At 69.3% G+C, this 13,260-nt stretch carries 12 protein-coding genes; 4 read left to right on the top strand and 8 right to left on the bottom strand.

The genetic code is table 11. The features are described from left to right. Window positions 1–9: 9 nt before the first annotated feature. Genes ESO89_RS13940 through purS form a run of 3 tightly spaced genes read right to left on the bottom strand, consistent with a single transcriptional unit; the run spans window position 10 to window position 1,365 of the window. Entirely contained in the window at window positions 10–402 is a 393-nt protein-coding gene (locus tag ESO89_RS13940) for a VOC family protein (RefSeq protein WP_128906075.1), read from the bottom strand. Between the two features lie 37 nt (window positions 403–439). Then, a complete protein-coding gene (purQ, locus tag ESO89_RS13935) occupies window positions 440–1,117 on the bottom strand; it encodes a phosphoribosylformylglycinamidine synthase I (protein WP_128906074.1) in 678 nt (225 codons plus the stop codon). Next, window positions 1,114–1,365: a phosphoribosylformylglycinamidine synthase subunit PurS gene (purS, locus tag ESO89_RS13930; protein WP_128906073.1), complete on the bottom strand. Its 252-nt coding sequence runs from the start codon at window positions 1,363–1,365 to the stop codon at window positions 1,114–1,116. Before purS ends, purQ begins: the two co-directional genes overlap by 4 nt. 180 nt (window positions 1,366–1,545) lie before the next feature. On the opposite strand from purS, the gene ESO89_RS13925 reads away from it, so the two are divergent. Next, a complete protein-coding gene (locus ESO89_RS13925) occupies window positions 1,546–2,529 on the top strand; it encodes a formyltetrahydrofolate deformylase (RefSeq protein WP_128906072.1) in 984 nt (327 codons plus the stop codon). A gap of 387 nt (window positions 2,530–2,916) precedes the next feature. Here the strand turns inward: ESO89_RS13925 and ESO89_RS13920 are convergent, their stop codons facing one another. Next, window positions 2,917–5,886: an ATP-dependent helicase gene (locus tag ESO89_RS13920; RefSeq protein WP_128906071.1), complete on the bottom strand. Its 2,970-nt coding sequence runs from the start codon at window positions 5,884–5,886 to the stop codon at window positions 2,917–2,919. Between the two features lie 114 nt (window positions 5,887–6,000). Between ESO89_RS13920 and cmk the strand changes: the two genes are divergently transcribed. Further along, window positions 6,001–6,615, top strand: coding sequence for a (d)CMP kinase (gene cmk, locus ESO89_RS13915; protein ID WP_128906070.1), 615 nt, complete (start codon window positions 6,001–6,003; stop codon window positions 6,613–6,615). Window positions 6,616–6,660: 45 nt separating this feature from the next. On the opposite strand, the gene ESO89_RS13910 is transcribed toward cmk, so the two are convergent. From ESO89_RS13910 to ESO89_RS13900, 3 genes are read right to left on the bottom strand one after another with little or no spacing between them, the layout of a single operon-like run. Further along, window positions 6,661–7,686: a YncE family protein gene (locus tag ESO89_RS13910; protein WP_128906069.1), complete on the bottom strand. Its 1,026-nt coding sequence runs from the start codon at window positions 7,684–7,686 to the stop codon at window positions 6,661–6,663. Then, window positions 7,683–8,765 carry a sulfurtransferase gene (locus ESO89_RS13905; RefSeq protein ID WP_128906068.1) on the bottom strand — a complete coding sequence of 361 codons (1,083 nt, stop codon included), beginning with the start codon at window positions 8,763–8,765 and terminating at the stop codon, window positions 7,683–7,685. Before ESO89_RS13905 ends, ESO89_RS13910 begins: the two co-directional genes overlap by 4 nt. After that, window positions 8,766–10,148: a twin-arginine translocation signal domain-containing protein gene (locus tag ESO89_RS13900; RefSeq protein ID WP_128906067.1), complete on the bottom strand. Its 1,383-nt coding sequence runs from the start codon at window positions 10,146–10,148 to the stop codon at window positions 8,766–8,768. Window positions 10,149–10,302: 154 nt separating this feature from the next. Here ESO89_RS13900 and ESO89_RS13895 point away from each other — a divergent pair, with 154 nt between their 5' ends. After that, the gene (locus tag ESO89_RS13895) at window positions 10,303–11,511 is read left to right on the top strand and encodes a YeeE/YedE family protein (RefSeq protein WP_128906066.1); all 1,209 of its coding nucleotides are present in this window, start codon (window positions 10,303–10,305) and stop codon (window positions 11,509–11,511) included. Between the two features lie 46 nt (window positions 11,512–11,557). Here the strand turns inward: ESO89_RS13895 and ESO89_RS13890 are convergent, their stop codons facing one another. Then, window positions 11,558–12,181, bottom strand: coding sequence for a hypothetical protein (locus ESO89_RS13890; protein WP_128906065.1), 624 nt, complete (start codon window positions 12,179–12,181; stop codon window positions 11,558–11,560). An 88-nt stretch (window positions 12,182–12,269) separates the two neighbouring features. On the opposite strand from ESO89_RS13890, the gene ESO89_RS13885 reads away from it, so the two are divergent. Beyond that, a partial coding sequence (locus ESO89_RS13885; protein ID WP_164932804.1) for a transposase occupies window positions 12,270–13,260 on the top strand: 991 nt, incomplete at its 3' end.

The raw sequence follows: 13,260 nt of genomic DNA, 5'->3' as shown, positions 1-13,260 counted from the left end.
TGTCGTGAATCACGCCCGCGTTTTCAGCTCCACCCGGTAGCCGAACGGGTCGCGGACGTACACGGCGGACGACTCGCCCGCCGCGCCGAGCGGCGCGTCGAGCGACTTCTCGATCGCGACGCCCGCCGCGTCCAGTTCGGCCTCGATCGCCGCCGGCGACTCCTCGACGACGACGGCGACGTGGTCGTAGTTCGTCGCCGTCGGCGGCTCGAACTCTTCGGTCGGCCAGCAGTGGATCACGGCGGTCGCCGACAGCCGCACGTCGAAGAAGGGCTTTTCCCCGGCCGCGTACGGACCGTCCTCGATCTCGAACCCGAGCTGTTCGCCGTAGAACTCCCGGGCGTCGTCGACGCCGTCGACGGGAATACGGAGGTTGACGTGATCGATGTGGCGTGCCTGCATGGTACCGGATTGGCCGGTAGGCCCAAAAAGCCGGCCGTCAGGCGAACGCCCGCAGGACCCCCGCGCCGTCCGTGCTGCGGCCGAGGTCCGGGAGCGTGGCGCGCTCGGGATGGGGCATCAGCACGGCGACTGACTCGCGCTCGCCCAGCACGCCGGCGACGTTGTCTGTCGAGCCGTTGGGGTTGGCCGCGTCGGTGACCTCGCCGTCGGCGTCGCAGTAGCGGAAGAGCACGCGGTCGTCGGCGACGAGGTCGGCGTGGGCGTCCTCGCTTATCTCGAAGCGGCCCTCGCCGTGCGCGATGGGAACCTCGATCACGTCGCCTGCCTCGTAGGCGGCGGTCCAGGGCGTGTCCGCGCGCTCGACGCGCAGGTGGACGGGTTCACACTGGAAGCGCGCGGAGGCGTTGGTGGTGAACGCGCCGGGCGTGAGTTCGGACTCCGAGCCGATCTGCGCGCCGTTGCAGACGCCGATCGCGGGGACGCCGGCGGCGGCGGCCTCGCGGACCTCCGCCATGATCGGGGACCGGGCGGCCATCGCGCCGGCGCGGAGGTAGTCGCCGTACGAGAAGCCGCCGGGGAGGATGATCCCGTCGGTGTCGGCCGGGAGCCCGTCCTCGTGCCAGACGCGCTCGGCGTCGACGCCGATGTGGTCGAGCGCGCGGACCGCGTCGCGGTCGCAGTTCGAGCCGCCGAACTGGACGACGGCGACCGTCATCGCTCCGCGACCGCGACCTCGTAGTCGTGGATCGTCGGGTTCGCGAGCAGCCGCTCGGCCATCTCGTCGGCGCGGGCGGCGGCCTCGTCGGCGTCGGCGGCGTCGAGGTCGACCTCGAACCGGTCGGCCGACCGGAGGTCCGACAGCTCGAACCCGAGGTGTTCGAGGGCCTGCTGGGTCGTCTCGGCCTCCGGGTCGAGGACGCCCCGCTTCAGGCGGACCGTCACCGTCGCGGTGTATGCCGTCATGTCCGGTAGTGCGGAGTCGTGTGTAAAAACCGTTTTGGAACGTCTTGTATATCCATATTCGTGGATATATGCCCGTCGATCGTGCGGGCGGCAGGGTCGGCACGGAGCGAAAGGGGCAAACCCCTTCGCGTTCTCGGTGGGGTGTATGCAGCCGTTCGAACCCGCGGAGGTGATCGTCGCATGACCCGCGAACTGACCGAGATCACGGTCGTCGGAGGAGACAAGACCGGACTCATCGCGCGGGTCACCTCCCTGCTGTTCGAGCGGGGAATCAACATCGAGGACCTCGACCAGGCGGTCCGCGAGGGCGTCTTCCGGATGACGACCCGCGTCGACGCCTCCGAGATGGACACCTCTCGGGGCGAGCTCCGGCGCGCGCTCGCCGAACTCGGCCGCGAGCTCGACGTGGACATCCAGGTCCGGTTCCCGAGCGACCGCGACGCCCGCCGGATCGCGCTGCTGGTCACCAAGGAGACCCACGCGCCCGAGGCCCTCTTGGAGGCTGAGGCCAACGGCGATCTGGCCGACGACGGCGAGGAGGCCGAGATCCCGGTCGTGATCGGCAACCGCGGCGACCTCCGCTCGCTCGCGGAGCGCTACGACAAGCCCTTCTACGACGTGGGCGACGGCAACGGCAACACCGACGAGGAGCGCCTGCTCGACCTGCTGGCCGAGTACGACGTGGACCTGATCGCCTTGGCCCGCTACATGCGCATCCTCTCGCCGGAGGTCGTCTTCCGGTACGAGGGCCGGATCATCAACGTCCACCCCTCCCTGCTGCCGGCGTTCCCCGGCGCGGAGGCGTATCGGCAGGCGACGGACGCGGGCGTCCGCGTCGCGGGCGTCACCGCCCACTACGTGACCACCGACCTCGATCAGGGGCCGGTGATCGCCCAGCGCGCATTCGACGTGCCCGCGGGCGCCGGCGTCGACGAGATCAAGCGCCGCGGGCAGCCCCTCGAAGCCGACGTGCTGCTCGACGCGGTCCGGCTCCACCTCGCGGACGCGATCGCGATCCATCGCGGTACGGTCCACGTCCGCGAGGACGCCGACGTCGACGCCCAGTTGGGGCTCAGCGAGGCCGCGATCGACGCGAACCCGGACGAGCCGGTCGACGGGGAGCCGCTGTCGCGGTCCCGGACACCGACCGCCGAGAGCGACTGAAACGCTCGGTCGCTGAAGAGAGCTTCTTGATCGAGAGCGGGAGTACGTGTATCGGGTTGGCTGAGTGGTTTATAAGTGAACGAGTGGTGTTGCCGTCGGCTGTGTATCCGTGATCGACGACGCTGCGGTGACGACCCCCAAAGCCCAGCCGCGCTCGGCTCCCACAGCTCGCTGCGCTCCTCAGTCGCTCACTCCGTTCGCTCCTTGCGGTGCTTACGTCGCTGGGGTTCGCCGAGCGCGGCTGCCCCTTTGAGTCCCGCCCCGCCCCGCACAGCACCGCAGCCTCACGCCTCCCCAACCTCGTCGCCGGCGGCGGAGCCGCCAGCGACTCCCTCGCGCGTGCAACTCGCGCCCTGCGGGCGCTCGTCGGCACGCGCCACCGCACCCTTAAGAATCGTCGATAGCGGCTCGCACTCGGGCGTGGAACTCTCTGAGCGCCGTCGACTCGTCGCCCGCGAGCACCGCGTCCGAGTCGACGAGCGTCGCGAGCCCGAACGCGAGCGGGGTCGGCGAGTCGACCGTTCGATCGACGACTCCGAGGTCGCCGGCGGCGATCCGCTCGGCCACCGCGCGGAGCCGAGGCGCGTCGAGTCGGTCCTCCAACAGCTCGCGGTACGTCTCCTCGATCACCGCGAAGTCGTCGAGCCCCTCCGCGAGCGAGAGCAGCGTCTCCGCGGACACCTGCTGTTCGGCGGCCGACTTCTCGTACCCCTTGTACCGCTTGAGGATCATGAGCGAACGGGTCGCGTCGATCCGGAAGTAGCGCTGGAGGAGGTCGGTCCCCCGCAGCGCAACCCGGAGGTCCTCGCCCACCGTCTCGGGGTCCAGATCGCGGAGGATCCCCGTCACGTCGACCTTGCGGTTCAGCGGGAGCGCGAGGCTGAACCCGCGGTCGGCGACCGCGACCGTCGGCTCGGCGTCAGTCCGGGCCGCGCACTCGGCTGCGACCAGCCGCGAGAGCCCCTCGTTGAACCGTCGGCCGTACGTCGCGTGGACGTGGAACCGCCGCTTGTACGCGTCGCGGTCGAGCACCTCCTCGACGGCGAGCCGCGACGGGGTTGACACGCTCTCCGCGCCCGCGTACGCGACCTGCTCGTCGTAGGTCCGAGTGATCGCCCGGACCGAGTTCCCGTCGATCGGGAGCTCCCGCAGCCACGCGCGGACCGCGGGGGGACCGCCGCGCTCCAGCCGGTCGAGCAGATCGGCCTGAAACGCGAGCACCTCCGCCGCCAGATCGCCGGACAGCGGGAGTCGCTCGGCGTACCACATGGGAACCGTCGGGCGCTCGTCGGTCCGGTCGGCGTACACCTTCGAGCCGCGGCGGTAGCGGAACGCGAACCGCTCGCCGCCCAGCGCGAACACGTCCCCGGGCGCGAGCGTGTCGAGGTAGTTCTCGTCGAGGGTCCCGACCGGCTCCCCGTCGCGGGTGACCACGTCGCAGCCGAACGAGTCGGGGATCGTCCCGACGTTCGTCATGTAGATGACCCGCGCGAGCCGGCCGCGCTTCCCGACCAGCGTCTCGCCGACCGGATACTCCTCGTGGTGATGCTGGCCGTCCGGCGGGTCGTTCGCGTCGCGCCACACCTTCGGGTAGACGTTCCGCTCCGCCAGCCCCTCGTGGTCGCCGGTGAGGTACCGCATGAGTCGCTCGTACTCGTCAGTCCCGAACTCGTGGTACGGATGGGCGCGCCGGAGCACCTCGCGGACCTCCCGATCGGGACGGACACGGTTGATCGCCATCCCGTAGACGTGTTGGGCGGCCACGTCGGCCGCGCCCTCCGGGATCGAGACGCCGTCGACGAACCCCTCTTCGGCGCGGGAGAGCATCGCCGCGCACTCGACAAGCTCGTCGCGGTCGAGCGCGAACACCCGCCCCTCGACGGTTTCGCCGGGGCTGTGGCCCGCCCGGCCGACGCGCTGGAGCAGCGCCGCGACCGACTTCGGCGACCCCACCTGCACCACCAGATCGAGGTGCGGCATGTCGATGCCGAGTTCGAGGCTCGTCGACGTGGTCACCACGTCCAGCGTGCCCGCCTTCAGCCCCTCCTCGATCCGGGTGCGTTGGGTCTCGCCGAGGCTCCCGTGGTGACAGCCGGAGTCCGACTCGTCGTAGTCGAACCGCTCGCGCAGCTCCCGGAGGGTGCGCTCGGCGCCCGACCGCGAGTTCGCGAACACCAGCGTGTTCTCGTGGTCCGAGATTAGCTCGTGGAGCGCGTCGTAGAATCGGTCGGTGACGACCGAATCGTCCGTGTGAATGGGGTCGGCGGCCGGCGTCCGGAGCTGCAGGTCGAACTCGCGGCCGAACCGGGCGTCCACGATCTCACGGTCGCGGGGGGCGAACCCATCGGCGTCACCCACCTCGCCGGCGACGCGCTCGCGGCCGACGAGGAAGTCGGCGACCTCGTCCAGCGGTTCGACCGTCGCGGAACAGCCGATCCGGGTCGGGGAACCCTCGGCCAGCTCCGTCAGTCGCTCCAGCGACATCGAGAGGTGGGTCCCGCGCTTGTTCCCCGCCAGCGCGTGGATCTCGTCGACGACGACGTACTCGACGGTGCGGAGCTTCTCCCTGAACCGCGGGGCGTTGAGCAGGATCGCCAGCGTCTCCGGCGTGGTGTTGAGCACGTGCGGCGTCTCCTCCAACATCGCCCGTCGGTCAGCCTCGCTCGTGTCGCCGTGGCGGATCGCCTGGCGGACGCCGGGGTCGGGATGGGAATCGTCATCGCTGTCCGGTTCGCCCTCGGCCGCAATCTCCGCCGCGATCCCGTCGAGCGGCGCTTCGAGGTTCCGCTCGATGTCGTTCGCGAGCGACTTCAGCGGAGAGACGTACAGGCAGTAGACGGAGTTCTCCAGCTCGCCGGCCCCCTCGCGCGCGAAGAGGTCGTCGAGGACCGCGGTGAAGGCGGCGAGCGTCTTCCCGCTCCCCGTCGGCGCGGCGACGAGGCAGTTCTCTCCGTCGTCGACGCGGGGGATCGCCCCGCGCTGCGGCGGCGTGAACAGGCCGCCGTTCTCGCCGACGTACGCGGCGAACCGCGAGACCCACCACCGGCGGACCGGCGGCGAGAGCCGGTCGAGCACGTCGGCGTCGGGGAGCGGGACGGTCTCCGGGTCGAACTCGACGGCGGGCGCGTCGTCGTCGGGCTTCGCCCGACTGCCAGAGGCGCGTTGCGCCTCGCTGTCGCCGGACTGCGTCCGGCTGTCACCGGGCGAAGCCCGGTTGCCCGAGGGACTCTGTCCCTCGCTGCCAGAGGCGCTTTGCGCCTCTCCGTCGCCCGCGAGCGCTTCGCGGAGGAGGGCTCGTGCCGACGGCTCGGCCGCGTCCGCGCTCGCGCCCGAGCCGCTGTCCGTGAGTTCGCTCACGGTCTGTTGCTGGGCGCGACGCGGGAAAGCGGTTGCGTCGGATTCGACGGGAGGACGGCTCGGTTTCGCGCGAACCGGCTCGTTTATCCGGGGTCCGCCCGTGGCGGCGCACGTATGAGTGGAACCTCGGCGACGGAGGAACGGGATATCGACCGGAACCTCTTTATCACAGTCTCGGGGCCGCCGGGCTGCGGCGCGACGACGCTGGTGGAGGGGATCGCGGCCGCGCTCGACTGCGGCTACGTCTCCGGCGGCGAGCTGTTCCGCGAGATCGCCGCCGAGCGTGACATGAGCCTCTCGCAGCTGATCGCGAAGGCCGGCGAGTCGGAGGAGATCGACCGCGCGCTCGACGAGCGGCTCCGGCGGATCGCCGAGAAGTGGGGGGCAGCGAACAAGGCGTTCGTCCTCGAATCGCGGCTCGCCGGCTGGATCGCCGGTAACCGCGCCGACATCCGGATCTGGCTCGACGCGCCCGACGAGGTGCGCGCCGACCGCACCCTCGACCGCGAGGAAATGACCTCGGAGATGCAGGTCCGCGAGGTGATCGAAGAGCAGCGTTACCAGTCGTACTACGGGATCGACCTGTCCGACCGCTCCATCTACGACCTCGCTATCAACACCGGGCGCTGGGACGCCGAGGCGACGCTGGACCTCGCGCTCACGGCGATCGAGGGGTACGACGTGGAGTCCGACGAGGGGGCGTTCGACACGCCCGACTTCGATATCTAACTTCCCGGCCACCGCTTTCTCCTTCGCCATCGCCGGTGCCGGCGGTCAGACCACGACGGAGCCGAACGGGTACGCCGGCGCGTCCGCCGACCAGACGGTCCCGCCGTCGACGTCGACGAGGGACACGCGGTCGTCGTCGTAGTGCGAGACGGCGAGCCGCCCGCCGCCGACTGGGGTCGCGACCAGCCCGGGCGCCGGCGTCTCGACGACCGCGCCGTCGAGCGACCGGAGCCGGGCGGCGTCCGCGTCGAGCACCCACCGCTCGCCAGCGATCTCGAGGAGGTCGACCGGACGTGAGAACCCCTCGTGGACCGCGATCGGCTCCAGATCCCGGTCGAACTCGTGGACGACGCCGTCGCCGCGGCCGGGAACGAACACGCGGTCCTCGGTCGCGACGAGGTCGTACGGGTCGGCGCCGACCGCGGCCTCGCCGTAGATCGGGTCGGCGGAGGCGGCGTCTCTCCCGACATCGCCCCCGACCTCGAAGGCGACGACGCGAGCGCCGCGCTGGTCGACCGCGTATCCGCGGTCCCCGTCCGGCGAGAGTGCGACGCCCTGCACCCGGGCGTCCGGTCCGGCGTCGACGGCGCCGATTCGCTCGTGGGTCTCGGTGTCGACGACGTCGACGACGCCCTCGCGCCGACTCCCGGAGTAGAGTCGGTCGCCGCCCGTGGCGACCGCGAGCTCGTGCGGCTCCGCGCCGACGGCGACGCGGTCGACGAGCGTCAGGGCATTGGGGTCGACGACTGCGAGGGCGTCGCCGGCGGAACAGGAGACGTACAGCTCCCCGTTCGCGGCTGCGAAGTGCGACGGTCCCAGCACGCCGGTCTCGATCCGGGTCACCTCGCCGCTCGGGTCGACCGCGGTGACGGTGCGCTCGCCCATGGTCGCGACGACGGTCCGGCCGCGACACGTCGTCGCGTGGACCGGGTGGCTCCCGACCGGGACCTCGCCGAGCCGGTCTCCCGTGTCGAGCGCGAACAGCGCCAAGAGGTCGTCGCCCTCGCAGGGGACCGCGAGGACGCGGTCGGCGGTCTGGTCGTCGCCGTTCTGCCGCTTCTCGGCGGTCATCCCGTACAGGAGAAGTCGCCGCCGTCGTCGTCGCCGCCGACGCTCCCCTCGGTCTCGACCACGACGTTCGTCGCCGTCTCGACGGGGTACCGGCCGCGGTCGCCCTCGACGTTCGCCCACTCGCCGAAGCCGCCGTCGTACAGCCGGACATCCTCGAAGCCGATCGCCTTCAGCGTCAGCCACGTCGAGGTCGGGTCCACGTTGTCGTCGCCGTAGACGACGACGGTCCCGCTCCGGTCCAGTCCGGCCTCGACCTCGTACAGCTCGACGAGTCGGCCCGGCTCGGTCATCCGCCGGCCCGCGACGTTGCCGACCCAGTGGACATCGATCGCGCCGGGGAGGTGACCGTGGCGGTCGTGGTCGTCGTTCAGGGCGTCCGACCCGGCGGCGGCGAGGTACGCCTCCGGAACGCGCACGTCGACGAGCCCGGGGCCGTCCCCGTTGAGCGCCCCGACTCCGTCGGCGAGCCACTCGCGGGTGACCCACGTCGACGCCGCGGGGTCCGGCTCGTAGTCGGCCGACGAGATACGGTCTCGCGACCCCGTCCCGAGGCGACCGTTCCAAGCGGAGAGCCCGCCGTTGAGCACGCGGATAGACCCCTCGTGGCCGACCGCGGCGAGCGCGAATGCGACGCGGGTGACCCGGGATCCCACGCTCGCGCCGTAGACGAGCACGTCGTCGTCGGGGGACACGCCGATCTCGCTGAACGCGGCCGCGATCGCGTCGGTGTCGGGGACGGCCCCCTCGTCGGTCGATTCGCGTGCCGTGATCGCGTCGAAGGGGACGCGTCGGGCGCGGTAGATGCGCTCCTCGCGGAACCGCTCCGCGTCGCGCGCGTCGAGTACGACGGTCTCCTCGCGGTTGTCGGCGAGCCAACTCGGCCCGACGAAGTGTCTCACGTTCCCCGACACCTCGCTCTGTGCCGCCACGTCCGCGGGGGTCGTCACGCCGAGACAGCCGGCCGTGCTCGCCGCGCTCGCGACGGTCGCACCCGCGGCTGCGCGCAACAGGCCGCGTCGGGTCGCGTTCTCCGAGGCGTCGAACTCGTCGTCGGCGGCGTTCGGTGTCTCGCCCGTCATCTATCCGCAGTAGCAGTGGTCGTCCATACACCACGACGCCTCCATCTCGCCGAAGGTGATCCCGAGCGAGGCGAGCGACGCCTGCACCCTCGCCACGGCGTCGCCCTCCGGGCGGACGGTGCCGGCGGCGGCCCCGGTAGGCGCCTCGCCGACCTCGATCGTCTCCGTGACCTCGCGGCTCGCGCGGTCGATCACGGCGACGTGGTTGGCGTCTTGCACGGGGACGTACAGCTTCTCGCGGTTCGGTCCCCACGACGCGGAGATGCTGCTCCCGCCCACGTCCAGCGTCGTCTCGTACTCGAAGCTCTCCAAGTCGATCACGCCGACGCCCTCGCCGGGGATGAGGAGGTACGCGGCCTCGCTGTTCGGGTCGACCTCGCTCGTGATCGGCGCACCGGGGAGCCCGTCGTCGCGGGTGATCTTCCCGACCTCCTCGGGGCTCTCGGGATCGGAGACGTCCCACAGGCTCTCGGAGCCCTCGCGGGGCACCTCGGGCTCGCTCCCGAGCGTCCCCTCGCCGTTCTCGACGAGGAGGTACTCCCCGTCGAACGCGGCGGTGCACATGAACGGGAGGACGTTGCCCTCGGTGACCGGCTCGCCGGCGTCGACGCGCGCGACCGTCTCGAACGGGTCGACGCTCAGCACCCGGAGCGCCTCGTCGGCCACGTCGACGACGAACGCGTAGTCGCCGTCGGGCCCGAGCGTCATGTCGCAGGGGCCGACGTAGCCGGTCTCGATCTCCGCGGTCACCTCGCCGAACGTGTCGCTGTCGCGGTCGGCGTCGACGCGGAAGATGGCGTGGTTCTCGTCGCCCTCGGGATCCATCCCGGTGGTCCCGCCGGAAGCGATGAGCAGGTGGTCGCCGTCGGGGGTGACGTTCGGGTAGTTCGGGCCGTATCCGGTCTCGACGAAGGCGACCTCCTCTAACGTCCGCTGGTCGATGCCGCGGACACCCCCGGAGACGTTGAGCCAGAGCACGTCGTGGTCGGCGTCGATCCCGGTGGAGTACTGGTTTGCCGGGAACGAGGCGGTCGTCCCGAGGAACGCGGAGGTGAGCAGCTCGTCCGCCTCGGCGTCGATGACGCTGACGGTTCGGTCCCCGTTGTTGAACACGAACATCGTCGGCGCGGGCTCGTCGCCGCCGCCTCCGCCCCCGCCGGAACAGCCCGCGAGCGCGGTCGTCGCGCCGACGGCGCCGGACGTTCGGAGCAGGCGCCGCCGGTCGATCCCCTCCGCGAAGGGGTTCCGGCGGTCGTCGTTCGCCAGATCGCTTCCCTTGGCGGGGCGCGGGTCCGCGTCACCCGCCGAGGGACGCGAGGCCGCGTCGTTCTCCGAGGGACGCGAGGCCGCGTCGGTCGTCCCGCAGCCGCAGTCGTCGCTCATACCCGTGTGACGCGTCTCGCGGCTAAAGGCTCCCCGGACGCCTCGTTCGTTGCCCCGTGTGTCATGTAACGGCAATTATTGCATATTCCTCCGACCCGAGGGAGCCGTTACCGTCTCCAGCGACGCTTTACGTGCGGACTGGTGTTATCCGGTAATGTTGCTGTCGCCCGTCGCCTACGTCGGCGTCTCTATCGCGGTCGGGTTGTCGTTCGGGATCCTGTTACAGAAGGCGCGGTTCTGCTTCGTCAGCGCCTTCCGCGACTTCGTCGCGTTCAAAGACACCCGCGTGCTGAAGGGACTGCTCGCCGGGATCGCCGTGATGACCGTGTTCTGGAGCGTGCAGGCCACGTTCGGCTACTTCCGCGGCTTCTGGACGCCGGCGTGGGGGCTCGGCTCGCTGTTCGGCGGCTTCGTCTTCGGGCTCGGGATGACCCTCGCCGGCGGCTGCGCCTCCGGCACCCTCTACCGCGCCGGACAGGGGTACCTCCAGTTCTGGCTCGTCCTCCTGTTCATGTTCGTCGGCTACGTCCTCTTCGCGTTCGCGTTCCCCGTCGCGGAGACGTACTACTTCCAGACGCTGAACCCGTTCGAGGGGCAGACGCTGTACCTCTCCTTACCGTTCTCGCCGGCGGTCACGGGCGCGCTGGCGGTCGCCGTGGGGACGCTCGCGTACGCGTTCGTGAAGGGGAAGAGTCAACTCCCCGACGACCCCTCCGGCGGGACCGGCGTGGGGGCCGACACCCGCGCGCAGGCGGCGATCGGCGCCTCCCGAACGCTCTCGGCCGTCTCGGTCGGACTGCGCGGCATCGCTGACGGGACCGTGGCGTACGTCCGCGCGCTCCGCACCGACGACCGCCCCCTGAAAGTCCGGCTCCGCGACTCGTGGGACGCGCGGACCGCGGGCGTGGCGATGGCGCTCGTCGCGAGCCTCTGGTTCTACGTGCACGGCCACTGGGCGATCACCGGCAGCGAGGCGCGCTGGGCCGGCTACCTGCTGGCGGGCGCCGGATTCGATGTCGCGAGCGTCGAGTACTGGGGGTCGATCCTGTTCCGCGACGGGAACATCTCGCTGACCATCGACATGGTGATGATCGCGTCGCTGATCGTCGGCTCCTTCGTCGCCGCGTACGCCTCCGGCGACTTCCGGGTCCGGAAGCCGAAGCTGAACCGCGTCCCCAACTACGCCGTCGGCGGGCTCCTGATGGGCGTCGGCTCGCGGCTCGCCGCCGGCTGTAACATCGCGAACCTCTTCTCGGGGATCGCGCTGCTGTCGGTCCACTCCTTTTTGGCCGGCGCGGGGATCATCCTCGGCGTCTACGTGATGACCCACTACATGTACCGCGAGGTCGGCTGCGCGATCTGAGACAGAGCGGGAGTCGATTGCGGAACGGAAATGGCCTGAGCCGCAACTAGATGTCGACATCGAAGGCGACAGCGACAGACCCGCCTTCTGTGGCCTCCTCGTCGAGAACTCCGTAACAGACTTGAACGCGATCCGTGTGCCGGCTCGCCTCGGCGATTCCGACCTCGGTCAGTTCGAGATTCCACGTATGACCGCCATCGACATTCTCATCGGTGTTGCTCAGGGGACGGTCCTCCTCGACGACACGGACTTCGGTCCAGCCCCGTTCCGTGTACACCTCGAAATTCCACTTGTCCGCGTTGCCCCTCTCGGGCGCTGTCAGCGTGATCTCGACCGTGTCACCGTATTCGTACGCCAACGAGTCCACGCGTATCATGGTGTTTCCCAACTCTCCCCACCGTAGTTCGCTCGGAGCGTACATCGCTGGATATCGTTCGAACTCGTCGTCTTCGCAGTTGAAGTCCGTCGGAACGGTGTCCGGATCCGTCTCGGGTCGAACGTTCCCTTCGGAGCCGCCGAGGCATCCCGAGATCGTCGCGAGTGCCGCTCCGCCGATGACGCTCGTCAGAAAGTCCCGCCGTCTCACCGTCGAGGGCGGGAGATTACTCCTGGAGAGCCTGTCATAGAAAGCCTCCCAAGGGAGGCTGCAGGGTTTGGAAACTGTGTCCACCAGCTCCAACGCCCTGCAAAACGTAGCTTCGGTCAACGNGAGCCTGTCATAGAAAGCCTCCCAAGGGAGGCTGCAGGGTTTGGAAACTGTGTCCACCAGCTCCAACGCCCTGCAAAACGTAGCTTCGGTCAACGAGTTCTTGAATGCGGCGGCTACCGAGACAGTTCCGCTGTTTGAACATCTCAACTTTGGGTTTCTGCTGGAGTACGACGTGTTCGCCCCCGCTCGACGGGGGCGAACACGAGTTCACAAACCACCAGATCTCTTTTGCGGCTTTTTGCACTGCTACTACGAGAACGTCTACGGCACTCGTCCGGTTACACGAGAACTCCAGCACAGTCTTGTCTGGTACTATTGCGGCCTCGACAAACCGCCATCTAGAGACACCATTGACCGGTTTCTCACTGATCTCGAACATGTTGTCGATGATGTCTTCGGCAGGCTTGTCGAGCAGGCCGCCGCCCGCGGCCTGCTCGACTCCAGGTACTCTATCGATTCGACCCACGTCGAAGCGATCCAACACAACGCCGCCGCCTCGTGGAACTACGATCCAACAGCCGAGGAGTACTACTACGGCTTCGGCTGTACACTCGTCTCAACTGGAGCAAAGATCCCGATAGCAGCGGAGTTCACACAAACGAAGCAAGCGGATCAGGAGACGGCGATGCGCGTCACGCGTGACGCGCTCGCCGTCGATACACCCATCTGGATGCTTGGAGACAGCGCCTACGATATCCTTGACTGGCACGACCACCTGCTGGCCGCAGGGGTCGTGCCAATCGCTCCGTACAACCCGCGAAACACTGACGACCCACTGGACGTTGAGTACAGGGTTGAAGACCGCATTGAGGAACACAGCGAGGACGTGCAGCTGAAACAATCCAACTTGGACGAGACGTACAACCACCGGACAGGCGTCGAACGAACTAACGACGCGGTCAAGGACTGCGGCCTCGGGCACGTCCGCGCCCGAGGCCGCGTCCATGCACGAACAGAAGTATTTCTTGCACTGTGTCTCCGAATTGTCGTTGCTATTACCAATTTTGAGCGGGGAAATAATCCGGGCCGTGAGAAGCTCA

The sequence above is a fragment of the Halorubrum amylolyticum genome (assembly GCF_004114995.1).
In the GTDB taxonomy this organism is placed as follows: domain Archaea; phylum Halobacteriota; class Halobacteria; order Halobacteriales; family Haloferacaceae; genus Halorubrum; species Halorubrum amylolyticum.
This window is presented reverse-complemented; position numbering and strand designations above follow the sequence as displayed.

Bases quoted from the DNA above. Each gene is read 5' to 3' on its own strand.
- ESO89_RS13940 (WP_128906075.1), bottom strand. From the start codon at position 402: ATGCAGGCACGCCACATCGATCACGTCAACCTCCGTATTCCCGTCGAC.
- purQ (WP_128906074.1), bottom strand. From the start codon at position 1,117: ATGACGGTCGCCGTCGTCCAGTTCGGCGGCTCGAACTGCGACCGCGAC.
- purS (WP_128906073.1), bottom strand. From the start codon at position 1,365: ATGACGGCATACACCGCGACGGTGACGGTCCGCCTGAAGCGGGGCGTC.
- ESO89_RS13925 (WP_128906072.1), top strand. From the start codon at position 1,546: ATGACCCGCGAACTGACCGAGATCACGGTCGTCGGAGGAGACAAGACC.
- cmk (WP_128906070.1), top strand. From the start codon at position 6,001: ATGAGTGGAACCTCGGCGACGGAGGAACGGGATATCGACCGGAACCTC.
- ESO89_RS13910 (WP_128906069.1), bottom strand. From the start codon at position 7,686: ATGACCGCCGAGAAGCGGCAGAACGGCGACGACCAGACCGCCGACCGC.
- ESO89_RS13905 (WP_128906068.1), bottom strand. From the start codon at position 8,765: ATGACGGGCGAGACACCGAACGCCGCCGACGACGAGTTCGACGCCTCG.
- ESO89_RS13900 (WP_128906067.1), bottom strand. From the start codon at position 10,148: ATGAGCGACGACTGCGGCTGCGGGACGACCGACGCGGCCTCGCGTCCC.
- ESO89_RS13895 (WP_128906066.1), top strand. From the start codon at position 10,303: ATGTTGCTGTCGCCCGTCGCCTACGTCGGCGTCTCTATCGCGGTCGGG.